The 24,010-nt window shown below is 45.4% G+C and carries 18 protein-coding genes; 9 read left to right on the plus strand and 9 right to left on the minus strand.

Features of this window, described 5'->3' with window-relative positions:
• Positions 1-8: 8 nt before the first annotated feature.
• From LDO37_RS18800 to LDO37_RS18820, 5 genes are all read right to left on the minus strand, one after another.
• A complete protein-coding gene (locus LDO37_RS18800; protein ID WP_126609517.1) occupies positions 9-998 on the minus strand; it encodes an aldo/keto reductase in 990 nt (329 codons plus the stop codon).
• Positions 995-2,008: a sugar-binding transcriptional regulator gene (locus LDO37_RS18805; RefSeq protein WP_126609518.1), complete on the minus strand. Its 1,014-nt coding sequence runs from the start codon at positions 2,006-2,008 to the stop codon at positions 995-997. The genes LDO37_RS18800 and LDO37_RS18805 overlap by 4 nt, the downstream gene beginning before the upstream one ends.
• A gap of 19 nt (positions 2,009-2,027) precedes the next feature.
• Positions 2,028-3,035 (minus strand): ABC transporter permease, encoded by a 1,008-nt coding sequence (locus LDO37_RS18810; protein WP_126609519.1) that lies wholly within the window; start codon positions 3,033-3,035, stop codon positions 2,028-2,030.
• A gap of 40 nt (positions 3,036-3,075) precedes the next feature.
• Positions 3,076-4,686, minus strand: a complete 1,611-nt coding sequence (locus LDO37_RS18815; RefSeq protein ID WP_126609520.1) for a sugar ABC transporter ATP-binding protein — start codon at positions 4,684-4,686, stop codon at positions 3,076-3,078.
• A 102-nt stretch (positions 4,687-4,788) separates the two neighbouring features.
• The gene (locus tag LDO37_RS18820; protein WP_224055750.1) at positions 4,789-5,841 is read right to left on the minus strand and encodes a substrate-binding domain-containing protein; all 1,053 of its coding nucleotides are present in this window, start codon (positions 5,839-5,841) and stop codon (positions 4,789-4,791) included.
• Positions 5,842-6,353: 512 nt separating this feature from the next.
• Here LDO37_RS18820 and LDO37_RS18825 point away from each other — a divergent pair.
• The 3 genes from LDO37_RS18825 (at position 6,354) to LDO37_RS18835 (ending at position 9,933) form a co-directional block, all read left to right on the plus strand.
• On the plus strand, positions 6,354-7,514 hold the full coding sequence (locus LDO37_RS18825) for an iron-containing alcohol dehydrogenase (RefSeq protein WP_126607055.1): 1,161 nt from the start codon (positions 6,354-6,356) through the stop codon (positions 7,512-7,514).
• Positions 7,515-7,524: 10 nt separating this feature from the next.
• Positions 7,525-9,024 carry a CoA-acylating methylmalonate-semialdehyde dehydrogenase gene (locus LDO37_RS18830; protein ID WP_126607056.1) on the plus strand — a complete coding sequence of 500 codons (1,500 nt, stop codon included), beginning with the start codon at positions 7,525-7,527 and terminating at the stop codon, positions 9,022-9,024.
• Between the two features lie 129 nt (positions 9,025-9,153).
• Positions 9,154-9,933 carry an IclR family transcriptional regulator gene (locus LDO37_RS18835; RefSeq protein WP_126607057.1) on the plus strand — a complete coding sequence of 260 codons (780 nt, stop codon included), beginning with the start codon at positions 9,154-9,156 and terminating at the stop codon, positions 9,931-9,933.
• Between the two features lie 49 nt (positions 9,934-9,982).
• Here LDO37_RS18835 and LDO37_RS18840 read toward each other — a convergent pair whose 3' ends face one another.
• Positions 9,983-11,074, minus strand: coding sequence for an HD-GYP domain-containing protein (locus LDO37_RS18840; RefSeq protein ID WP_126607058.1), 1,092 nt, complete (start codon positions 11,072-11,074; stop codon positions 9,983-9,985).
• A gap of 81 nt (positions 11,075-11,155) precedes the next feature.
• Between LDO37_RS18840 and LDO37_RS18845 the strand changes: the two genes are divergently transcribed.
• Positions 11,156-15,157 (plus strand): hybrid sensor histidine kinase/response regulator, encoded by a 4,002-nt coding sequence (locus LDO37_RS18845; protein WP_126607059.1) that lies wholly within the window; start codon positions 11,156-11,158, stop codon positions 15,155-15,157.
• An 87-nt stretch (positions 15,158-15,244) separates the two neighbouring features.
• On the opposite strand, the gene LDO37_RS18850 is transcribed toward LDO37_RS18845, so the two are convergent.
• The 3 genes from LDO37_RS18850 to LDO37_RS18860 all read right to left on the minus strand — a co-directional run bounded on the left by LDO37_RS18850 (position 15,245) and on the right by LDO37_RS18860 (position 17,527).
• On the minus strand, positions 15,245-15,682 hold the full coding sequence (locus LDO37_RS18850; protein WP_126607060.1) for a YtoQ family protein: 438 nt from the start codon (positions 15,680-15,682) through the stop codon (positions 15,245-15,247).
• A 9-nt stretch (positions 15,683-15,691) separates the two neighbouring features.
• Positions 15,692-16,831, minus strand: a complete 1,140-nt coding sequence (locus LDO37_RS18855) for a DUF418 domain-containing protein (protein ID WP_126607061.1) — start codon at positions 16,829-16,831, stop codon at positions 15,692-15,694.
• Between the two features lie 213 nt (positions 16,832-17,044).
• Complete coding sequence (locus LDO37_RS18860) at positions 17,045-17,527, minus strand: GNAT family N-acetyltransferase (protein WP_126607062.1); 483 nt, start codon at positions 17,525-17,527, stop codon at positions 17,045-17,047.
• 235 nt (positions 17,528-17,762) lie between these two features.
• Between LDO37_RS18860 and LDO37_RS18865 the strand changes: the two genes are divergently transcribed.
• From LDO37_RS18865 to LDO37_RS18885, 5 genes are all read left to right on the plus strand, one after another.
• Positions 17,763-19,610, plus strand: a complete 1,848-nt coding sequence (locus tag LDO37_RS18865) for a M3 family metallopeptidase (protein ID WP_126608449.1) — start codon at positions 17,763-17,765, stop codon at positions 19,608-19,610.
• A gap of 229 nt (positions 19,611-19,839) precedes the next feature.
• A complete protein-coding gene (locus LDO37_RS18870; protein ID WP_126608450.1) occupies positions 19,840-20,649 on the plus strand; it encodes a glycerophosphodiester phosphodiesterase family protein in 810 nt (269 codons plus the stop codon).
• Positions 20,646-22,256: a sulfatase-like hydrolase/transferase gene (locus LDO37_RS18875; RefSeq protein WP_126608451.1), complete on the plus strand. Its 1,611-nt coding sequence runs from the start codon at positions 20,646-20,648 to the stop codon at positions 22,254-22,256. Before LDO37_RS18870 ends, LDO37_RS18875 begins: the two co-directional genes overlap by 4 nt.
• Before the next feature lie 230 nt (positions 22,257-22,486).
• Positions 22,487-23,257: a class II glutamine amidotransferase gene (locus tag LDO37_RS18880; protein WP_126608452.1), complete on the plus strand. Its 771-nt coding sequence runs from the start codon at positions 22,487-22,489 to the stop codon at positions 23,255-23,257.
• Positions 23,258-23,340: 83 nt separating this feature from the next.
• Complete coding sequence (locus LDO37_RS18885) at positions 23,341-24,003, plus strand: hypothetical protein (protein ID WP_126608453.1); 663 nt, start codon at positions 23,341-23,343, stop codon at positions 24,001-24,003.
• Positions 24,004-24,010 lie beyond the last annotated feature (7 nt).

The following is a 24,010-nucleotide window of genomic DNA, read 5'->3' on the forward strand; positions in this document are numbered from 1 at the left end:
GTGATCTCCTATTCACCGCTGTTGATGGCGTTTAGGTGAACGTCGACCGCGTTTGTCACGAATTCCACATCCGAAGTTGCTAGGTTCAATAATCCTGCTTGGGCATTTTCGATGGCTTGTTTAGGGTTGCGAGCACCACATAATGCGTAAGTCACTCCCGGTTGTGTCAGAGTCCATGCAATGACTAACTGAGCGACAGAGATTTGGTAATCGTTGGCTACCGGTAAAACTCGCTGGCAAAACGCTTGTACATGTTTGCGGTTTTCGACGCTGAACCATGGGTCTTGTTTGCGTTGATCATCCCCTGAGAATTGAGTGTCGGCAGTGATTTTTCCAGACAGCAAACCAAGTGCTAACGATGAATAGCTAAGGCAAGAGACACCATGTGTTTGGGTGTGCGGCAGCAACGTGCTTTCTATAGAGCGGTCAATCATATTGTAGCGCTCTTGAATGGCATCAACGGGACCGTATTGTTGGTATTCCTTTAATTGCTCTAGAGAAGCATTACTGATGCCGATGGCTTTGATCAGCCCTTCTTTTTTTAGCGCCATGAGTGTGCCCATGGTTTCCTCTATCGATGTGGTTTCGTCTTGCCAATGCGTGATATAGAGGTCGATGTAATCGGTTTGCAGCCTGCGAAGGCTTTGCTCTAGCTCAAATCTGATGGACTCTTGCCCTAAGTAACGGTGGACTTGTTGTCCTTCTTCTTCAAAGAAGTGATTCCCTTGTTGGGTATGCCAAACCAAGCCGCATTTCGTTGCAAGCACAACGTCTTCTCGACGCCCCTTTATTGCTTGGCTAACCAACGATTCAGATTTACCCAAACCATAAGCTGGAGCGGTATCAATGAGCGTCACCCCGTTATCGATGGAAGCACGAATGGCGTCGATAGATTGTTTTTCGTCGGTCCCTCCCCACATCCAGCCACCCATTGCCCAAGTGCCAAGTCCAATGACCGAAGTGTTTATCTGAGTCGTCCCTAGTGTTCTGGTTTTCATGAGGTTGTTCCTTTGTGCTTTTGCGTTTCTTCGAATTTTTCCAGTACTAATTTGGCGGTGCCTTCGTCGGAGATAAGGGTGTTGATGAAGTTACCGTTTAATGCCGCAACAATAGGCGTCACTTTGCTGTCACTGGCCGCAATCCCAATGCGTATTGGCACTTCTTTCAATTCATCGAGCGTCAGCCCCACCAATTTGTCATTGAGCTGGTCAAAGCAGGAGGTTCCGTTAACGTTGATCAAATGAGCCAGCATTTCCCCTTCACAATGGTTGTGGCGGATTTGATCGCACTCTTCCTGAGACATGTTGTTGCGAAGGTCGAAGTAGCTTTCAGAACCCGTTGCTAGTGCTCCAACGCCCACTAAAGCAATGTCTGCTTTTCGAGCAATATCCAGCACTTCTTTGCAACTTCGCATGGCGATTAGGACGTCTCGATCTTGTTGGGTGTCGGCAAACAGCGGTGCATGAATTTGCATGGATTTACCGCCTAGCTTTTCGGCCAACGAGTAAGCCAGATGGTTAACGTCTGTAAAGTATTTACCTTGCACACCACCAGTAGCTGGTACCACGGTGACTTTGTAAGTGCGGGTAGGTTTTATTACTTCCACCAGGGCGGATATGGCTTTACCGCCACTGACACAAATAACATCGCCATCGCGTAGCCGACTAAGCAACAGTTCGGCGGCGGTTTCAGCCACAAATTGAAAGTTGACGGTAGGATCGCTGCTTATCGAAGGTGCGAGCACGGCGTCATTCAGTTGAGTCGAGTTCACTAAGTGACGCTCAAATTCAGCCACATTGGCATGCTGGATATTCAAGTTGATTTCCACCAACCCGTCTTCTCGCGCGTTACGGATAATGCGATTCACTTTGGCTGCGGATAAAGACAGCAATTTGGAAATATCAGACTGACTCTTGTTTTCCAAATAGTGGAGAGTAAGTACCTTGCGCACCAGCCAGTCTGTTTCATTCTTCGTTGGTGTTACTTTTCTCAAAGGGGTGATTGCCATGGTCAGATTCTCCTAGCGATTAGTTGGATTTTTTGTTGAGAAGATGATCAATGGCAACCGCAAACAGCAGAATCAAACCTTTGATAAAATCTTGCCAGTAGACAGAGACATCCAGCAGAATCAAGGAGCTAGACACCACACTCAGAAGGGCAATACCGAGGATGGCACCGAGTACCGACCCTTGACCGCCGTTGAAACTTGCCCCGCCAATAACAGCAGCAGCGATGATATTGAGTTCTAAACCAACACCGAAATTCGGCGTAGCTGCGCCAAATTTAGACATGTAAATTATGCCGCCAAGACCACACAAGGCAGAACATAAAACGGTGACCCACAGTTTCACTTTGTCGGTTCTAATACCGGAATATTCCGCGGCTTTCTCGTTACTGCCGGTGTAAAATACCTTTCTGAATGCGGTCGCATTTCTCAGCAAATAGTCGGATATGACGACGACAACTAAGAAAATAATGATGGAGAAGGGGACGCCGTAGAAAGTCCCTTGGCCGACGAACTTGAATTCAGGAGGGAGAGAGAAGAGTGAAATCGGCGTCCCTTGCGTAATAATCATACTGGCGCCGCGGGCTAACCCCATGAACGCGAGTGTGACGATAAAGTGATGCAGTCCAATTCTCGTAACGCACAGCCCCATCAAGTATCCAATGCCACCCGATGCTGCGATGGAAATTAGGCTAGCCAACCAAGGGTTAACGCCCAGAATAAAAAGCTTGGCTGCAAACACCATTGCCAGGCACATTACCGCACCTACCGACAAGTCAATGCCACCGACAATGATCAACATGGTCATTCCCACGACGACGATCCCCTCAACTGAGAAGGACAGCAGCATGGCTTTCATATTGGCCCAAGTTAAAAAATAAGGTGAGGCAAAACTCATCGCAATGAAGAGCCCCACAATGATCAGAATGAGCGTAAATTCACGCATGTTTTTAGTGCGGTTAAATAGGCTTTTAAAAGCGCTCTCTGATGGTGAGTTCATGTTTTTATCGGTTATTACGTTATTGTCCATAATCTTTTTCTCCACGCTTCTTCCTGACGTTGCACCGTATTTAGTGGCTGACTTCCGTAGGCGTATGTAATTGGGATGCCGTGTGTGAATGAGTTGCCGTATTTGTTTGAGTAGCGATATTTGACGGAGCAGTTGTGCTTGCCAGATCGCAAGCCACCCCCGATGCCATCCGCATAATATTTTCTTCGGTGATCTGCTCAGCTTTTAAAATCCCATTGCACCGTGATTCGCACATCACCATGACGCGATCGCTCAAGCCAATGACTTCTGGGAGTTCTGACGAAATCACAATGATGCCGACACCGTTGTTTGCCAGCTGCCTGATCATTTTGTGTATTTCAGATTTGGCACCGACGTCGATCCCCCTTGTGGGTTCATCCATAATGATCACTTTGGGTTGGACGGACAGGATTTTGGCAATCGCCACTTTTTGTTGGTTGCCTCCGCTTAGCGAAGAGACTGGGGCAGACATACCACTCGATTTAAGGTTCAATTCTGTGGTTAGTCGAGCCGCTTGTTCCTCTTCCACTCGGTGCTGAATCATGCCGTTTCGTGACACTTGATTTGGACTAAGAGCGGAGACATTTTGAGCAATAGATAAGTCGAGGAACACTCCGTTTTCTTTGCGATCTTCGGAAAGGTAGACAATGCCAGCATCAATACCATCTTGATAGGACTGAATATTGAGCTGCTTACCTCGATAAAATATCTCGCCGCTGGTCTTTGCTTGAAGCCCGCATATGGCTTTGACCAATTCGGAACGACCGGACCCAATAAGCCCTGAAATACCAAATATTTCACCTTCGTGTAGAGCGAAATCGATATCTTGAAAACGCAGTTTGTCTGACAAGTTTTTGACTTCAAGCAGTGCTGCATTGCTTTCGATATCGCCTTGAAACTTCTCTGGGTACAAGCTACTCAGCTCTCTACCGACTAAATCATTGACCACTTGCTCTGGTGTTGTGTTTTTAGTGGGGTAGCTAACGACTCGGATTCCGTCACGGAACACGGTAACTTGGTCACAATGTTCAAAGACTTCCGCCATGCGATGGCTGATGTAGATAATGCTGATGCCTTTGCTTTTAAGCTGATGCATGATTTGGAACAGCAGCTTAGATTCGGTTTCAGTTAGTGCAGCGGTTGGCTCATCTAAAATCAAAATTTGGCAATCTAACGTGAGTGCTTTCGCTATCTCGACGAGTTGTTGGTTAGAAATACTGAGTTCGCCGACAAGAACATTAGGGTCAATATCTGCCAGTTGCGCTATCGCTAACTTCGCTTCTTCTTTCAGCGCTTTGTAATTCATGAACAGCTGTTTTGAAGCACTGGTCTTAGCCATTAAGATGTTTTCGGCTACCGACACATCTGGGCACAATGCAATTTCCTGATGAACAAACCCAATGCCTTTGCGTTGTGCCTCCAGTGGCCCTCTTATTTTGGTTTTTTTGCCATTCAAAAAGATGTCACCTGAATCGGGTTGATAAATCCCATCAATGATTTTCATCAAGGTGGATTTTCCCGCTCCGTTTTCTCCTGCCAATGCATGGATTTGCCCTGGCATCAACGTAAAGCTGACGTCTTCAAGGGCGACGGTTTGCCCGAAGGTTTTTCGGACGTGGCGAATTTCTAATACCGGCGTAGGTAACGACATAGGTATCTCCTGTGTAGGCTGCGTGCAGTTTATTAAGGCTTTTTGTTGGCTTGGGTAATCACACTGTCCCGATAACAGCGAGTTACCCAAGCGAGTTATGTGTTATTCGTTAATGCCTTTGGTGCCGCGTTTTTGGAGATATTTGTCCCAGTAGAAATCGTCTGCGTTCTCTTTAGTCACAATGGCGAATCCATTGTCCACGAACGGTACGCCCATTGGGTTGTAGCCAGAACGTTTGTAATCGTTCATTGGGTCGATGAGGTCAGAGTGCGCCGCTAAGTAAAGGAGCATCATGCCCATATAACCTTGCATGCCTTGGTTGGGGTTTACTGCTCCAAAGACTTCACCCGATTTGATCATGTCTAGGATCTTTGCGTTCACATCCGCGTTCATGACTTTGATTTTCCCGCCTAGTTCTTTGGCGGCTTGTGCTGCCCCTAATGCCGAAGTGGCTTCAGGCATAAACACGGCGCCCAATTTAGGGTGTGCCTGTGCCATAGTCATGACGGCGTTGTATGCTTTCGTTACGTCTGTGTTGCTAGCAGCTCGCGAGACGAGTTTCATGTCTGGCCATTTTTCTTCCATTCGCGCAATGAATGCAGAAATTCGACGATCGTGATTGTCTTGCCCTGGGTTTTCTAAAACGGCGTATTCGCCTTTTCCACCCATAGACTCTGCGATGGTATCGGCTGCGTGTCTGCCTTCCGCGTAGTTATCTGAGGTAATAAATGACACGCGATCACTGTTGGGCGAATCTGCTGCAAAGGTTACGACAGGGATACCCATTTCTTTTGCGCGATTAATGGGCTCAATGAATGGGTCTGGGTTCATTGGGTGTAAAAGGATACCCGCAGGCTTTTTCGCTAACACCTGCTCAAATGAAGCTAGCTGTTTGTTCACATCATACTCAGGGGTTCCGGTGTACACCGTTTTACACCCCATCGACTTCGCTGCTTGTTTCATCATTTCATATACAGGGAACCAATATTCGACGCCACTCACCATAACGTTCATGTAGTAGGTTTCACCTGGCTTACATTTAAAAGCCTCTGCTGCTGTGGCTTGAGACGTTACTCCTGTAAAAGCGGCGATCGAAAGCGACGCAATTCCCAGTAGTTTTTTCAAGTTGATTGAGGATGGTTGGAACCTTTTCATTGCACTCTCCTTGTGGCTTTTTTGTTGTGCCCTTTTCCGATAGGCGTTGTTCCATTTGCGTGAAAAAATCACAGCCTGATTGAAATGTTGATTTAGTGAAATTTCTTTCAGGAGGTTAAATAATAATCACCTACTGATTCATATGTCAAAATCATTTCGATACAAAAAGTCTCATTAAGGTTGTTTATTTGTGGTTTTTTGGGGGTTTATTAACATTTCGTTTACTTGATAACCAGTTGTGTTTCGACGTTTTTTCCTAATATCGGAGGAGGGGTATTACTGGCTAGATTGGGGTTTTTTTGGATGTGCGAAAGTGTGATTCAGTTCTAATTTGATAGCTTAGGTAAATCATTTTTATAACTATAATGATACTTAAAGTCTCATTTTTATCTTTACATTTTCCATTCGTTCACTCTAATATTAAAAACGATACAAAAAGTATCATTGAGTGGTTTTTGTGTTTGGCTAACTCAGCAGGCTAAAAACGAAGGGCAAGAGATAAGGATGTAAAAATGAGCAATCAGGTTCAGCTTCCAAGGATCATGGAGATCGGTGCGGGTGCCAGCCAGCGAATCGCAGAGATATTGACGAATTTTGGGTGTAAAGCGCCGTTGTTAATCACCGATAACGTCATGGTGTCACTGGGGTATCCCAACCAAATTATTCAACATTTGACCAGTGCAGGTATAGAGTGTGCGGTATTTTCTGAAACCGTACCGGAGCCGACGGTTTCTTCTATTTCACAAGGTGTAGACATTTTTCGAGAAGGTCGGTACGACGCCATTATCGCATTAGGCGGTGGCAGCCCCATTGATTCTGCGAAGGCCATCAATATTTTAGGTACGCACGGTGGTGTGATGCGCGATTACAAGTTTCCTCGTGTGGTAACTGAGGCAGGTGTTCCTTTAATTGCGATTCCAACAACGGCTGGAACAGGATCGGAAGTGACGCGATTCACCATTATTACCGATGACGAGGCGGACGAGAAAATGTTGTGCCTTGGGCTAGGTTTTATGCCTGATGCTGCTTTGGTGGATTATGAGCTGACCTCCAGTGTGCCTCCGAGAGTGACGGCAGATACCGGAATTGATGCTTTGACTCATGCCATTGAAGCGTACGTGAGCCAAAAAGCGAATTTGTTTAGCGATGCGCAGGCCACTGCTGCCATGAGGTTGATTGCACCCAACTTAAGAAAGGCTTACCACGAACCCGACAATCATGAAGCAAGAGAAGCGATGATGCTGGGTTCTACACTCGCTGGAATGGCGTTTTCCGCAGCATCCGTTGCGCTAGTGCACGGGATGAGCCGCCCAATTGGCGCTTTTTTCCATGTGCCTCATGGTTTATCTAACGCGATGCTTTTGCCAACCATTACCCGTTTTTCTATCCCAAGCGCCAAATCACGTTATGCCGATTGCGCTCGGCATATGGGCATTGCATTGCAAGAAGCCAGTGACGACGTGGCGTGTAATTCATTAGTTCAGGAGCTTATTGCGATTAACCAAGAATTGTCTGTGCCCACTATGTCGGAATTTGGTATCGACAAAGCACAGTATTTTTCACTTTGCGAGGTGATGGCGGAGCAAGCATTGGCTTCCGGCTCACCTGGAAATAACCCTAGAGTTCCGAGCCAACAAGAAATCGTCGGACTTTATTATAAGTTGTGGGCATAAGGAGATCCCAATGGAACGTATCGGACATTTTATTAATAACAATATTGTTGAATCCCAAGGTTCAGATTTAGCGAAAGTCACTAACCCGGCTACGGGCGAACACATTCTTGATGTGGCAATGGCTTCCGTTCAGACAACCGAGCAAGCGGTTGACGCTGCGGCAGCGGCTTTTCCTGCGTGGTCGAAAACCCCGTCTGTGGTGAGAGCGCGAGTCATGTTCAAATTCAAAGCGCTTGTCGAAACACACCGCAATGAATTAGCGCAAATCATCACAGAGCAGCACGGGAAAGTGCTCAGTGATGCACAAGGGGAAATCACCCGTGGGCTGGAAGTAGTGGAGTTTGCTTGCGGCATTCCTCATGCACAAAAAGGTGAGCATTCGCTGAATGTGGGGCGTCAGGTGGATTCTCATTCCATGATGCAGCCATTGGGCGTTTGTGCAGGCATTACGCCTTTCAATTTCCCAGTGATGGTTCCAATGTGGATGTTTCCGATTGCGATTGCATGCGGCAACACGTTTGTACTGAAACCGTCAGAGAAAAACCCAACCCCCGCAATGTTTTTAGCGGAATTGCTTAAACAAGCCGGATTACCAGATGGGGTGTTTAATGTGGTGAATGGCGATAAAACCGCTGTAGATGTGCTGCTTACTCACCCAGAAGTACAGGCAGTCAGTTTCGTGGGTTCCACCCCTATTGCGGAATACATTTACTCCACCGCTTCGGCACATGGAAAACGCAGCCAAGCTTTGGGCGGTGCTAAAAACCACATGGTAGTGATGCCAGACGCAGACACACAGCAAGTCACCAATGCGCTGATGGGAGCGGCATATGGATCTGCCGGAGAGCGTTGCATGGCGATTTCCGTCGCGGTGTGTGTGGGTGAAGAAGCGGCACAAAACACCATTGAATCGCTGCTGTTGGCGATAGCGGAACTCAAAGTGGGTCCTGGCGACAGAGAAGACGAACCGGATATGGGACCCGTGATCAGCCAAGCGCATAAAGACAAAGTCGTTGGGTATATAGATAAAGGCGTAGAAGAAGGCGCAACATTACTTGTCGACGGACGTAACTATCAAGTTGAAGGCGCAGAAAGTGGATTCTTTGTCGGACCGACGTTGTTTGACCGAGTCACACCAGACATGACCATTTACCAAGAAGAAATCTTTGGTCCCGTTTTGTCGGTAGTACGAGTGGACACATTGGAGCAAGCGATTCAACTCATTAATGATCACGAGTACGGTAACGGCACGGCGATCTTTACTGAAAGCGGCAGAGCGGCTCGCCTATTCCAAGAAAATGTATTGGTTGGCATGATTGGCGTGAACGTGCCGATTCCTGTCCCTATGGCCTTTCACTGCTTTGGTGGTTGGAAGCGTTCCATTTTTGGACCACTGAATATGCATGGACCCGACGGAATTCGCTTCTTTACCCGAATGAAAACGGTGACATCTCGCTGGCCAGAATCGGATGGCTTGCGAGCGGAGTTTTCGATGCCAACAATGAAATAGAACATACCCAAGTAGTGTGACGCTATCATCAGAAAATTACTGTTTGTTAGCAACTACTTGGGCTGCTTTTTATCTTGAGGTAGATTGAGTATATACTGCTTCCATAACGAAAAACCGTATCAGGGCATTATGACGACCAGCAATAAGCGTGAAAAAGGTTCTACCATCCTTCGTGTGTTAGAAATCTTGCAAGAAGTGGCTTCCAGCGAGCAACCACTGTCACCTACCGAAGTTGGGGTAAGGCTGGATATCCCCAAACCAACTTCTCATCGAATCGTCAACACATTGCTAAAAGAAGGTTGGTTATACACCGACTTGAAAGGTCAGCTCGTGCCTGGTGATCATTTTCATAATATTGCTTTGAACGTTCTGCATACCAGTGTCCACAAAACACATTGGCGTGCCATATTAGAGCGTGTTGCGAAGGAAATGGACGAAACCTGTGGTATTGCCATTCCTGATGGTACGGAAATGATCTACTTCGATAGAGTTGAATGTGAATACCCATTACGGGTACACATTCCGGTAGGAACTCGAGTACCTGCTTGGTGTTCATCCAGTGGCAAGCTCTACCTAAGCAGCCTCCCTGAAGCGCGTCGCCGTGCGATGTTTAAGCAGTTCGATCTTCAGCCGATGGGGAAAAACTCCATCGTGGGACCGGAAGCGCTAGAGCAATCTTTATTGGGGATAAATCAGACTCAGATTGGTGTGGATAACGAAGAGTTTATGGATGGGATGAATGCTATATCTGTCCCAATCAAACGCACTGACGGTCGGCTCATTGCTTGCTTGTTTTGTCATGCCCCGATTGCTCGTAAAACGATCGACCATTTAATTTCCTCTGTCGACAAGCTTCGCAAAGCCGCCCAAGAAATTGAATCGGTACTTGCGGCGATGGAAGAAGAGTAGAATCAAAAAAGAGTTGGGTGAGCTTAGTGGTCGTTTGCTCTGGAGTTGATTAGTCAGCGTACTTTGTCGCGATATCAATAAACTGCTGCTCACAGGCGATGAAAGCATCGACGATTTGGGGATCAAAGTGTCCCCCTTTTCCTTCTTCAATAATGCGTTTTGCCACGCTATGTTCCATCGCATCTTTATAGATACGTTTACTGATCAGAGCATCATACACATCCGCCACAGCCATGAGTCTTGCACTCAATGGAATGGCTTCTCCAGCCAATTGTTTGGGGTAGCCTGAACCATCCCATTTCTCGTGGTGGCAATAAGCAATGTCGATCGCCGCATCAATAATGCCATTAGGGTTATTGGAATGTTCCTTGGCTTTCTGTAACGTTTGAAGCCCGAGCGTTGTGTGCTCTTGCATGATTTTGAACTCAGACTCTGTCAATTTCCCTGGCTTGAGTAAGATATTGTCGGGTATGCCGACTTTTCCTATGTCGTGTAGTGGCGCGGCTTTGTAGTAGATCTTAATTAACTCGGGGGTGAGCAACTCGCTGTATTTAGGTGTTTTTGCCAAATATTCCGCCAGTGCTTTTACGTAATATTGCGTTCGAAGAATGTGGTTTCCCGTTTCGTTGTCCCGCGTTTCAGCGAGGCTTGCCATCGCAATAACGATGGAATCTTTCACCTCTTCCAGTTCTTCCGTACGGTTTCTAACCAGCGTTTCTAGCAAGTCATTTTGACCATGAAGAAGATCGTTGGAGACTTTATTTTGCAGGTGTGTTTTGACTCTTGCTTCTAAGGTTGGGACGCTAACGGGCTTATTGATGTAATCGGCAGCTCCTAATTCAAATCCTAATCTTTCGTCTTCAGATGAGCATTTGGCAGTCAGGAATATAACGGGAATTTCCATGGTTTTCTTTGATGACTTCAACTGGCGAATGACTTCGTAGCCATCCATTTCCGGCATTATGATATCCAGTAGAATCAGGTCGATGGGGAATTTCCCAACAATATCCAGCGCCACAGCCCCTGAATTGGCAATTTTTATGACGTAACTGCCACCTAATGACTGAGCCATAAACGATAAGTTGTCTGGCGAGTCATCGACAATCAATATGGTTCGGCTATCCAAGTTCCCCAATGACATATGTCACCTTTCAAAACATTAGCAATCCCTACTACATTAAATGTAGCCCATATTGAAAAAACTTTGGAAAGGTCTTGAGCTATGAAATCAATAAAAATTCTATTTTCTTTGCTGTTCCTTGTTATGGGAGGGGTCTCTGTTGCGATTTTTTCTTTAAATCAAGCGAACACGCAACTGTATGGAAAAACTCAGAACTTACAATCTCAGCTGGCGAGCTTCTATCGGCTATCGATGGAGTTGAAAGGGAGCTCGGATCACCTAACCAAGTTTGCTAGAGCATATGGTGCAACAGGAAATGAAAAATGGAAGTCACTTTTTAATCATGTTCTGAATGTCCGAAATGGCAAAACACCCATACCGGAGGGAAACCAATACGAGTATTGGGATATTGTTTCTATGGAAGCACAATCGCCTACACCCCAGCCAGAGTTCAGCGGACCGACGTTAGTACAAAGGTTGAAAGAATCGGGCATCGAAGCCTTTGAATTCAGTGAATTAAACAGTGCACTGGCGCTATCGAATGCTTTAGTCGGGCTAGAGGTGGATGCATTTAATGCCATTGAAGGGCGAGAAAAAGACAATAATGGGCAATGGGTTTTGACTGGAGTAGGGGATTTAGATCGTGCTCGTTCATTGTTGTACAGCGATCAGTATTTTTCTGAAAAAGCGAAAATAATGGCGGCGATTTCTTCTGCGCATCATTCCATTCTTAAACGGCTTAACTCTGAAATTACAGTAAATGAAGCGGACATACGTACGAATGAACAAATCAGCTTAGTCCTGTTTTTTGCGTTAATTACGGCGATTGGTTTGTCGTTTCTTTTACTTTGGCACCTCTATATCAGCCCTCTTAGCAAGCTTTCTCAAACGGTTGTCGAAAAAGTAGAAAATAAAGACTTTTCCTTCACGTTAACCCAACAAGCCTACGGAGATTTACAGTATTTTATTGATAGCTTAAATGTGGTTTTTCATCATATTTCAGAACAGCTTAGCAACAATACGTTGGTGAAAGATTTCAACATCGTTTTACGCAACAATGAATCGACATCCTTGCTGTGTGATCGCGTGACACACTTCTTAATGCAGCACTTCCCCGTTGAAATGGTAGGGATCTACATTTTCGAAAACAACGCACTAACGCGGATCTCAGGGGCGGGTTACGGTGAAAGCCAAAGCGCAGTGGTCAGTGAAGAAAGCTCCACACTGATGGGAGTGACTCGCAGTAAAGAACCGGTGGTGATACGAGAGTTAAATGGGGCGTTTGTGGTGCCTTACAATGGTGGACAACTGTCTCTTAATGAAATGTATTACTTGCCATTGTTGGTGAAGGAAAAGGTGATTGCGGTAATGGAAATTGGGGTTGTCCATCGCCTTGATGACATTCACTTACAGTGGCTGAACCGAATGTTGAATGATCTCTCCATCAGTATCCAACTGAGCCGCAATCTAGAACTGCAACGCAAAGCCGAGCAAAAAGCGCTGGAACAGTCTCAGCTGAATCAGGAAATTCTGAACGCGACACCAAATCCAATGTACTGCCTCAACAATACGGGGCAATTTATTACCATTAACAGCCAGTTTAGAATGCTGATGGGGTTGAGCGAGGAGCAAATATTAGGCTCGACTCCCAACATGATTTTTGGGGAAACCGCCCCAGAATTTGATGAACACCACCAAACTCTTTTCCAAAAAGAAAGCAACGTAAACTACGAAGTTCAGATTACCCCAGCCAATCAGAAACAGTTAGAAATGTTGGTGTATGAAGCCTCCTTCCTTGACAGCCATGGGCACGTGAACGGCATTGTGGGGATATTGCTCGACCAAACTGAACGCAAGCAAATGGAAAACGCACTGGTTGAAGCGAAAGAGACCGCCGACGCCATGAGCCAAGCTAAAGGTGAATTTCTTGCCAATATTAGCCACGAAATTCGCACCCCAATGAATGCCATCATGGGAATGGCACACCTAACGCTGAACACCGAGCTCGATAGCATTCAAGAAAAGTATGTGAATCGGATAAATGATTCAGCGAAAAACTTGCTCGGCATCATCAATGATATTTTGGACTTCTCAAAAATTGAGGCCGGCAAACTGGATATTGAACACATTGACTTCTGTTTGGATGATGTTCTGGAAAATGTGGTGTCCATTGTCTCCGTCAAAGCGCAAGAGAAAAACCTTGAACTGGTGTTAGACATTGACCCAACGATGCCAATCAACTTGATCGGCGATCCGCTAAGGCTCGGGCAGGTTATCGTTAATTTGTGTGGGAATGCAGTGAAATTTACCCACGATGGAGAAATCATTGTAAAAGCCAGCCTTGATAAACAGGATGATAAAAATGCCGAGATTCGTTTTGTCGTGAGCGATACAGGTGAAGGCATCCCTGAAGATAAGTTAGCGAAATTATTTGAAGCCTTTACCCAAGCGGACGCCAGCACCACTCGCAAGCACGGGGGAACAGGCTTAGGCTTAAATATCAGTAAGCAGTTGGTTGAATTGATGGGCGGCGACCTGACGGTTACGTCAAAAGTGGGGGAAGGCTCTAACTTTATTTTCACCATTCAATGCGGCCTTCAAAGTGCGAAGATGCGTGATATCTCCGCTCCTTTGAAACCAATTAAAGAACGTAAAGCCTTAGTGGTTGATGATAACGATACCGCTAGAGGGATCATGGAAAACTTGTTGGAAGCGATGGAGTTCAGTGTGACATCGGTAACCAATGGATACGATGCCATTGAACTGCTTAACACCGACCAATTTAATATGGTGTTTGCCGACTGGAACATGCCGGGAATTAACGGGGTTGAGCTGTTAAAACGCTTGCCGAGAGATGAGCGTTTTACCGATTTGAAACGCTTCTTGGTGACGGCATATGGTCGAGAGGTAGGGATAGATGAAGAAGCCTCACCACTAATCGATGGGTTCATACTCAAGCCTGTTAACCCTTCTACTTTACTTGATGCCATCATGGATGCGTATGGCATTGAAGCCAAAAACCTCGTCAAACGAAATCGAGCGAAAATTGAAACCCCAGACTTATCTGGCAAGCGTATTTTGCTGGTGGAAGATAATGAAATTAACCAAGAAGTAGCGATAGGTTTACTAGAAAAAACGCGATGTGAAGTTACGATAGCGGGCAACGGTAAAATTGCGTTGGATGCCCTTGCAAAAGGGAACATTGATATTGTGTTGATGGACATGCAAATGCCCATTATGGATGGTGTTACAGCAACCAAACAAGCGCGAAAAGAAGGGTATACGCTACCGATTATTGCCATGACAGCCAATGCGATGGCGCAAGACATTGAAACCTGTACCAACGCAGGTATGAATGATCACGTTACCAAACCCATTGATGTTTCGAGGCTGTACAATGTGCTTAAGCAGTATTTGAATGCGCCAGTACTTGCAGAAGAACCTTCCACTTTACCTGCTTCAACGCCGCCTTCTAAATCATCATCTAAGAAATCAGCGCAAAGTAATGGTTTAACCAACGCCCCCGAACCCAAAGACATTTGGAGTGGTGAAATTGAAAACACGGCCGAAGAGATAGGAATAACCAAAGAGCGATATATTAAGCTGCTCGGTTCCATGCTTTCAAATCTCGCACGAGACTTGGTTGAATTCCGAGAAAAATCAGAGCTAAAAGATTGGGTGTATCTAGAAAGATTTGCTCACACAGTTCGTGGCTCGGCGGGTAATCTGAGAATTCCTGTATTAGTAGAAATAGCAGAACGAATAGAATCCAAAGCTAAGGAGAAAAAGGCGATCCCGACAGAGTGGGTTGAAGAAATGGGCGAACGAGCTTCTGATATTCAAAAAGAATTATTGGCGTATACATCAAAGCATGGCTTAGAGAGAAAAGAGGACAACGCTCAACTGGATATAGACCAGATACTCAGCCAATTGTCTCAAGCCATTGAGGGGTATGACGCAGATGCAGTGCAATTGGCCCAGCAACTGTTAGACGCCTCTCCGGAAAACAAAGAAACTCTTGAAGCGTTAGTTTTAGCGATTGAAAGCTATGATTTTTCCATGGCAACAACGCTACTGGAATCGTTCCAAAGCCAGAATCATTAAGTGGTTTAGCCGACAGATTAGGCGGTACAACACATAAAAAAACGGAGCATCCTGTGCTCCGTTTTTCTTTCTACTTGTGTATAGGCATTACGAGAGAAGGTACTTAATTATTTCGACTACTTGGCTTGGTGACGTTGCCCAAGCTTGTGCAGAGGCGTCGACTTCTTTAAGTGGGTGAATCAGTCCTTCATCGTGCAATGTAATGTAGGGTTTCCCCAATGCAGCGCAGTAGCCTGCATCAAACGCTGCATTCCACTGGCGATACTTTTCACCAAAACGAATCACCGCCATATCGCACTTTTCAATGGCGTTCTTAGTGCGAATTGCGTTCACTTTTGCTGACTTATGATCACGCCAGAAGCCATTTTCTTCGGGTCCTAACACATCGCCAGCGGCATCGCTTGATTCATGGTGAGTCACAGCGGAAGAGAAGGTGATCTCCAGCCCCGCTTCGCGACATTGCTCGATGATTTGGTCTCGCCAATCGGTATGTATTTCACCTGAGAGATAAACATTAAAACTCATGATTCTTCCTTAATGTACAGGTATTAACTGCTTTTTTATTTGGCTTCGAGTGTACGCTTTTCTCCAGATGTATTCCAAAGGACCTTGTTTAAAGACCTTCAAATACACGTGGGCGACCACAATTTGCACAACAGTGTACGCCAGTGCAATAAGGATGTAATCCAATCTGGTGGCTGTTAAATGGAACTCAGGGAACGTCCAGCGCAGCAGTACAGCCATGACAATGGACTGCGATATATACAGGCTGAAAGCGAGCTTACCTGGTGCAGCAAATAACTGAATAACAGCATTTCGGTTAGCCACGAGTTTGACGATCGCGTGAGCATAGATAAGTGCCACAAAAATTGCAGAGACACTGGCGACAATCGCCCCAAGTTCTGCTGTCTGATTTGGAAGGTATATGCGTAGAGCCAAGTCTAGCGCCGTAAAGGCAATGCCCCCAAGTGCAACAAAGCGGAACGTTTTTTTGTCGAAACCTTTGGAGAAAAAACCGACTCGAAATAAGAAAGCACCGAGCATCATCAAGCCAGCGACCTGCCAAAATATCCAAAGAGGAGACGTTAATACAATAACGAATGCCACCCCGCCCTGAATGAGCATCTGTATGCCATAAGAACTGAACCAGAAGTCATACACTTCCATGAACTCTGGTGTTCCTTGAACCAGTGGCGGCTCTTCAAAGAATAGAAATGCGAAGGCGATACTGAGGTTTAGCACGCCACCGATGATCAAATATCGGTAAGATTTCTTAAGAAGCTTTTTGAGTGGAAGATCTAGCGATTTAAGCACGAACAGCGCCGATATTCCGTAAAGCATCAACACATCACCACCAAATATGAAAAGACCGTGTAATAAACCAAAGAGTATCAGCCATTTCATTCTTGGTTTAATGGCATCCTTTGGCGACACTTTTTTCTTTTTGTATGAACGATATTGAATCGCTAACCCAACGCCAAATAGCAGGCAGAACAAGGTTCGAAAGCGACCATCAAAAAATGCGCTACTGAACAAATTTATGAAGGTGTCACTGATGGGAGGAAATTCAGGAGAAACGTATCCGGTGGCAAATAAGCCGTGGTAATAGATGTTCATGAATAGGATCCCTAAAATGGAGATCCCTCGTAATATATCGATGGATTGAATGCGCACGTTAATATCCTTACTGACTAGTATACCCAAGCATCTTGAGGTTACTTGGGTGTAGCATACTTCTCTGAGCAAACCGCCGCTCAAACCAAAGAGGGAGTGAAAAACGGTTTTACTTAGACAATCTGTTTTGCTTAGGGTTAAAACGTAGCAAGTGAAAGGTTAATACACCCTAAAGTGAGCAAAGCAACGTTGCTTAGTGCTTGAATCTAAATCCTAGGATTCAGCAAGATCCAGTAAGGCTTTCCCTGTTAATCGGTAGCCAACCCACTCATTTTGAGGTTTTGCTCCAAGGGATTCATAGAAGTCTATTGCCGGTTGATTCCAGTCCAGAACATTCCATTCAAACCGCCCGCAATCTTTTGCGACAGCAATTTGTGCTAAATGTTTAAGAATGTATTTTCCCGCTCCGGTACCGCGTGCATCGGGTGTGACATACAGATCTTCAAGGTACAAACCGTATTTCCCTACCCAAGTGGAGTAGTTAAAAAAGTACACGGCAAAACCAACCGCTTTACCATCAAGTTCACAGATGAGAGCGTGGGTGGTGGAATCCGATCCAAAAATGGTTTCTCGAATGCTTTGTTCGGTTGCGTGAACTTCATGCTCTGCCTTTTCATAGCGCGCAAGCTCACGAATAAATTGAACGATAAGAATGGAATCTTCAGCCACAGCGTTACGAATGGAGAATTGAGTCATTTTTTAATCCCTTAACTATTGAACATTTAATTCTCAATGATTATCAATGGAGTTGCACAAGGAGGATTTCAAGTGATGTTCATGAAATAAAAATATTATTATTCAATATGTTATGTTGTTATATCTGGCATTTAAAGTTGAGGCTTTCTTAAAATACTCGTCTAGCTCACTATTTTAGCCGTGCTCTCCGTGCGATAATTCCGCGCAAATAAATACAACGGATTGAAGGAACAACATGTCGGCAACTGCATATCTAAACGACTTGAATCAACGTTATCTGGCTATTCACCGCACTAAAGAAGATTTTTTCTGGGAAACTTACATGGGTATCAGTGATGACCATGAAGGTTCCTCTAAAGCGCAAACAGAGTGGACTCAATTCCTAAGCCAAGCTTCACAAATTAGCGAAATCAATCAGCAGCTAGACGCCGCCGAAAACATCAGCGACGCAAAAGAAAAACAAAGCACAATGGCGGGTCTTAAAGGCTGGCTGGACATGTTTAAAGCCCACGCGATTGAAGGCGAAAAGAGTCAGCAGCTTAAAGCCGACTTGATTAAGTTTGAGTTCGATTTGTTTGAGCGCAACCAAAACCACGCACTGACCTATGTTGATGAACATGGCGACTCGGTAGAAGGCTCATTGCCTGTGGTTGGCGCGGCAGTTCGCGCGAATGAAAACGAAGACGTTCGACAGTCGGCTCATTCTGCTTTTCTGGATTTAGAGCAATGGTTACTCAACAATGGCTTTATTGAGTTGGTCAAGCGCCGTAATGAGTTTGCTCGTTCCCTTGGGTACAAGACCTTTTTTGATTACTCCATCCTAAAAATGGAGAAAATGACCACGCAAGAGCTGTTCAGTATTTTGGACGATTTTGAAGCCCGCACGCGTGAAGCTCATCTCAACAGCTTGAAAAATCTGGCGGCTGAGAAAGGGGAAGATGCGTTGGCGGGACACAATTTCATCTACTCATTTGCGGGTGATGCAATGCGTGATCTAGACCCGTATGTTCCGTTCTCCAAGTCGTTGCGCCGTTGGGTGGAATCCTTTGGTCGTTTGAACATCGAATATTCAGACGCAGAGCTGACGCTGGATTTATTGGATAGAAAAGGTAAGTACCCGAATGGCTTCTGTCATGGACCGGTTCCTTCTTTTTATGATCAAGGTAAATGGATTCCAGCACAGGTGAACTTCACCAGCAACGCCAAGCCAGATCAAGTCGGCAGTGGTTACGATGGCATTAACACCCTGTTCCATGAAGGAGGGCATGCCGCTCATTTCGCCAATGTGAAGCTGAACGCGCCGTGTTTTTCACAGGAATTTGCGCCTACTTCCATGGCGTATGCCGAAACTCAATCTATGTTCTGTGACAGCTTGTTGACGGATGCGGATTGGCTTAAGCAGTACGCGCTGGATAACGACGGTAACCCTGTTCCAGATGAACTCATCAAGACGATGATTGATAGCCGCCAGCCTTTTAAAGCGTATGAAGAACGCAGCATTCTTGTTGTGCCTTATTTTGAAAGAGCGCTTTATGAGTTAAACGATGAAGAGCTGACGCCTGAAAACATCACTCAGTTAGCTCGTGACTGTGAAAAGAACATTCTTGGACTAGAGTGTAGCCCGCGTCCATTGCTTGCGATTCCTCACTTGTTGTCGGATGAGTCAGCGTGTGCTTACCAGGGTTACCTATTGGCTCACATGGCGGTGTACCAGACGCGAGCATACTTCACAGAGAAATTCGGCTATTTGACCGATAACCCAGAAATTGGTCCGCTCCTAGCCAAGCATTACTGGCATGGTGGCAACAGCACGTCTCACAACGACACCATTGTAAGCTTGACTGGTGAAGGCTTTAACGCGAAATACCTAGCCGATGTGTGTAACTTATCGGTGGATGAAGCTTGGCAAGAAGAGCAAGAAAAAATCAAAGGATTAGCAACGCGTGATCGCGCTAGCGTGTCTTCTTTGCAAGCGACAATAAAAGTGGTCGATGGCGATAAAGAACTCGCGTCTAATTCAAATTCTGATGAAGACATGTGCGATGCTTTTGAAGCGTATATTGTCAAAAATTACGGTCGCTAATTTCCCCGATACTCAACTCTGACAATGGGTATACAAAAGCGGAAAGAAACCCAAAGAGCCAGTTTTTACTGGCTCTTTTTCTATCTCAATGTTCTTTGAAATTGCGCTTCAACATACTTATCCCGAGTTCAGGTTACTTGGGTATGTTTCCTGCAGTGTTCGTGAGTAAAGAGTGTATTCGAGCGCTTTTTCTTATTTTGAGTATCATTATGAATGCAGTGGTAAGGCGATGCCAAAAGTGTGGCGAGGGTTGAAAGCAATTATTCTGTCGTTTGTGCTAGTAGGCGGTCTATTCCTTACATTCCAATTGCTGTTTTTCTACAAGGCGAGCAACCAAGCTGCTTGGCTGTTTTGTACAGAAGTATGGGCGCATCGAGGCCTCACAAAAGACGCCGCTGACAATACACTGGAATCGTTTAGTGCAGCCTTAAAGGCTGGCGCTAAAGGGTTAGAAGTGGATGTTTTTTATGATATCAAGACGGATCAGTTTCATGTAAGGCATGATCCCAAACCAAGCCTTGATGAAGGGAAAGAACTGACACTCGCACAGGTATTTTCAGCGTTTGGTTCTTCCACTCAGTACTGGCTAGATTTCAAGAATCTGGTCGATTTAGATAATCAATCACGTCAATCTGCGTCGCAACATCTTATCGAAATTTCAGAAAACGTGATTGAACGTAAGTACATACTCGTGGAATCAGTAAACGATCACGCATTACGAACCTTCACGGAGAACGGCTTCAATACCAGTTACTGGGTAGCGCTGGGAAGTGAGTTGAGCCAATGGCATTACGCTCTGTATGCCACCAAAATCAAAATCAAATATTTGCTCGGTTGGTTTACGACCGTTTCAACCGACGTCGACAATTACTCCGATCGGTTTCAGTATCATTTCCCCGAAATCCCCACTCTGCTTTTCACCGTCAATGAACCTCAAAAGATTGCAGAACTTGTACAACCTAATATCAAGGTGGTGTTGACCGATTCAGCGATTTACTCGCAGTTTGCATCTTGTCACCAGAATGGAGGTAAGCAATGAGAACATCAGCGCTAATGAAAAATGTGTGGTTTCAGAATGGGCTACTTTTTGCTGGGTGCCTTTTCATTGCTCTGGCAACCAATGGCGACAAGTTACTTAGCTTAACCATCAAAACAATCATTCACGTCGCCTTTCAAACCATGTTGATCTTTGGGCTTTTATGCTTATTGAATACCCAGCGGTTTATAAAGTGGGGGTTGGCGGTGTTTTTAGGTGTTATTTTCTTTGTTCATTTCGCCTATCAGGCTCCGCTTTCTATGGGGGTCATTTTCAGCGTATTGAGTGCGCCACTAAATGAATCCACCAGTTTTTTGGTTCGGCACGGTTGGGAACTCGCTGTTACTATTTTGGTTGTGTTAGCCGTAGGTACGCGTGTCTCCATCCCGAAATCGGTCATTTGGAAACCTAGCCTATTGTTAGGGGCAGGTTATCTCATCATTCCTTTCGCATTGCAGTTGCCGAAAGCGTATTCCAATGACGAATTTGCCGATTACATCAACAAAGGGACAGCACGTGGCTATTCAAATGCGTATTCTTCCGTGGAATATACGTTCCATAAGCTATCGTTGCGGTTTCCTGCTTTTCAAAGCGTTATCGCTATAGCGGATACTTATCACTTAATGAACATTCAGTCTGATCAAACCATGACGTGGAGTGAAATCGAGCGAAAACCCAATGCGCCAGATTTGTTGGTGATAGGAATAGGGGAATCACTGCGAGCGGGCAACATGAGCCTGTATGGTTATGAAAGAGAGACAACACCTTACTTAGATAAAATGCGCGATAAGTTAACGGTGTTTCGTTATCCCTATGCGGCTGGAAGCAACACATGGGGCTCAGTACCCGCGATGTTGACAAAAACGGAAGGTATTCCAAATATGTCTCAGTCTGTCATTCTGTTGGCTAACGCGGCAGATTACGAGACGTACTGGCTATCTAATCACGCTCAATTTGGACAATGGGATTTTTCAATCTCAACGCTAGCGCAGCAGACCGATCATCAGTATTTTTCCTCGCAAGCGGACGGGGGGACGATGCATGATGAAATACTGGTTGATCAGTTAGCAAAGGTGCTCGCTGAACCGTCCAAGAAAAAAGTCATTTTCTTGCATTTCTATGGTTCACACATGAACTTTTCTGATCGTTACCCCAAGGCGTTCGAGACATTTCGCTCGAATAATCGACGTTTGGATGAATACGACAACAGTGTGGTATACAGCGATTATCTACAGGCACAGGTTTTGGAATTGGTTGAAGAAGCAGGTGGGCAGTATGCCTTTTTCTCGGATCATGGTTTAGGCTCGCCAAATGGGCCACTCGCTCTCAGACACGATGTGAGAACGCCGCCCGATATAGAATCACTTTACGTGCCCTTCTTTTTCACGGGTGATGTAGAACGTGATTACCCGAGCGATCAGCCATTTTCAATGTTTTACTTTGAGTGTTTCTTTTCAGATTGGGCTGGTATTAAGGCATCGGAGCTCTCTGAACAATATTGCTCAGAGAGTTTGAACCAAGATTCGGTGATCTATCTGGATGCGAATATGGCGCTGGATAGCCACGCTAAATCGGCGTTGCAGAAAAAAGTGCTGGTTACGCAGTATTAAAAGGTCGCGTATCGTTTAAATGGCCAAGCGGACGATTATTGGGAGCAAAAGCCCGAGTATTTAAAGAGCACGCACAGCAATACATTGGACATGCTCTTACCTCATTAACGCCATTTTAAGAGTATAAAAGTAGGTTTTGCTACTTCGTTTAAAGACAGTAGATATTGATATCTACTATGATGTTTTTGAGGAGAATAAATTAACTTACCAAGTTCGATCTAGGAGTAAACATGTGCCGCTGGCTAGCTTATCAAGGAAAAGAAACGTACCTGTCTGACTTAATCTTTGCACCAGAATATTCGTTGGTACAACAAAGTATGAGTGCAAGGAAATCCATTACTGCAATTAATGCGGATGGATTTGGTGTTGGCTGGTATGGCGTAAAAGACGACCCAGGTTTGTACCGAGAAGTACTGCCTGCTTGGAGTGATTGCAATTTAAAAAGCTTGTCGGAACACATCCTATCCCCACTGTTTTTTGCGCATGTTCGTGCTTCAACTGGCACACAAACGGCACGTACTAATTGCCATCCATTTCGATATAAAAACTGGCTATTCATGCACAATGGTCAAATTGGCGGTTACACCGAACTGCGTTGGCACATTGAGCGCTTAATCCCTAAATCTCTTTATGGATGTAGGCAAGGGCAGACGGACAGTGAATTACTATTTTTGCTGTTGATTGCAAATGGGTTGATGGAAGGTGAACCCAGTGCAGCCATAGAAAAAACATTGGTGCTAATAGAGTCACTGATGCTGGATGAAAAAATAGACGAACCGCTTCGGATCAGCGCGAGTTGGTCGGATGGTGAGACGATTTGGGCGTTTCGGTATGCTTCGGATGATCATGCGCCAACACTGTTCTATAAGATGATGGAAAATGGCATTGTGGTTGCCTCTGAGCCATTAGATAGCGAGCGCCAAGCTTGGTATTCGGTCGATCAAGCTCGCTTAATGACAGTGCATAAACAAAAAGTGGAAATTAAAGAGTTAAATCATTAAATGTGCGCAGCATTTCAGGGTAAAATGTCGGCCAGCATAGAGTGCCCACTGGCGCTTAGTATTTGTTAATTCTGGGTACCTTCATGTCGAAAAAATTATTGCCGATCCCTTTGGTTCTTCTGATCCCTATTGTGCTTTTGGTCGTTGTTATTGTTGCTGCTGTTTATCGGTTTAGCCTAACGGACGAGGAGATTTATGCAAAACAAGGGGTAACCGTAAAATCTGAGCAAACGGGTGAAACAGACCAAGTCATGCTCAAGCTATTTGCACTTAAAGATGCACAGCCTTGGTTGGTGAGTGTGCCTGAAAGCTTGTCGAAAGCGCAGTTAACTCAAGTAGTCGGTGACCCAGAAAATGCGAGAGCAAAAGGGTTTTACTCGGTCGATGGTCAGCGTGGTGAGGTGATATTGAACTTCCTTGAAATTACCCCTCTGAACTATGGCGAACCATCAGAAGCTATGACTTTTGTAGCCCCTTACGTGGTGACGACTCAAGGTACGGGTGTTTTCCATTATTTGGGGTTATTTCGCTTAGTGTACGACAAAAAAGTCGTAGAGCAATTGGATTACACCTTCATTGCGGATCGCGCGCAGAACGTCGATGTCGCGACGGATGAACCTTTTGACGTGAGTGAATCCGTCGTGGTTCGTTATTTAGCTCATTCCGCATCACAGCCACTCTCTGAAACGCCGAGTGACCAAATAGAAAAACTCATCAAAGTGAAACCGACACGGTTCATCAAATAAAAAAACC

The sequence above is a fragment of the Vibrio penaeicida genome (genome assembly GCF_019977755.1).
Taxonomy (GTDB): domain Bacteria; phylum Pseudomonadota; class Gammaproteobacteria; order Enterobacterales; family Vibrionaceae; genus Vibrio; species Vibrio penaeicida.

Coding starts and splice junctions, on each gene's coding strand:
- LDO37_RS18800 (WP_126609517.1), bottom strand. CDS start 998: ATGAAAACCAGAACACTAGGGACGACTCAGATAAACACTTCGGTCATT.
- LDO37_RS18805 (WP_126609518.1), bottom strand. CDS start 2,008: ATGGCAATCACCCCTTTGAGAAAAGTAACACCAACGAAGAATGAAACA.
- LDO37_RS18810 (WP_126609519.1), bottom strand. CDS start 3,035: ATGGACAATAACGTAATAACCGATAAAAACATGAACTCACCATCAGAG.
- LDO37_RS18815 (WP_126609520.1), bottom strand. CDS start 4,686: ATGTCGTTACCTACGCCGGTATTAGAAATTCGCCACGTCCGAAAAACC.
- LDO37_RS18820 (WP_224055750.1), bottom strand. CDS start 5,841: ATGAAAAGGTTCCAACCATCCTCAATCAACTTGAAAAAACTACTGGGA.
- LDO37_RS18825 (WP_126607055.1), top strand. CDS start 6,354: ATGAGCAATCAGGTTCAGCTTCCAAGGATCATGGAGATCGGTGCGGGT.
- LDO37_RS18830 (WP_126607056.1), top strand. CDS start 7,525: ATGGAACGTATCGGACATTTTATTAATAACAATATTGTTGAATCCCAA.
- LDO37_RS18835 (WP_126607057.1), top strand. CDS start 9,154: ATGACGACCAGCAATAAGCGTGAAAAAGGTTCTACCATCCTTCGTGTG.
- LDO37_RS18840 (WP_126607058.1), bottom strand. CDS start 11,074: ATGTCATTGGGGAACTTGGATAGCCGAACCATATTGATTGTCGATGAC.
- LDO37_RS18845 (WP_126607059.1), top strand. CDS start 11,156: ATGAAATCAATAAAAATTCTATTTTCTTTGCTGTTCCTTGTTATGGGA.
- LDO37_RS18850 (WP_126607060.1), bottom strand. CDS start 15,682: ATGAGTTTTAATGTTTATCTCTCAGGTGAAATACATACCGATTGGCGA.
- LDO37_RS18860 (WP_126607062.1), bottom strand. CDS start 17,527: ATGACTCAATTCTCCATTCGTAACGCTGTGGCTGAAGATTCCATTCTT.
- LDO37_RS18865 (WP_126608449.1), top strand. CDS start 17,763: ATGTCGGCAACTGCATATCTAAACGACTTGAATCAACGTTATCTGGCT.
- LDO37_RS18870 (WP_126608450.1), top strand. CDS start 19,840: ATGCCAAAAGTGTGGCGAGGGTTGAAAGCAATTATTCTGTCGTTTGTG.
- LDO37_RS18875 (WP_126608451.1), top strand. CDS start 20,646: ATGAGAACATCAGCGCTAATGAAAAATGTGTGGTTTCAGAATGGGCTA.
- LDO37_RS18880 (WP_126608452.1), top strand. CDS start 22,487: ATGTGCCGCTGGCTAGCTTATCAAGGAAAAGAAACGTACCTGTCTGAC.
- LDO37_RS18885 (WP_126608453.1), top strand. CDS start 23,341: ATGTCGAAAAAATTATTGCCGATCCCTTTGGTTCTTCTGATCCCTATT.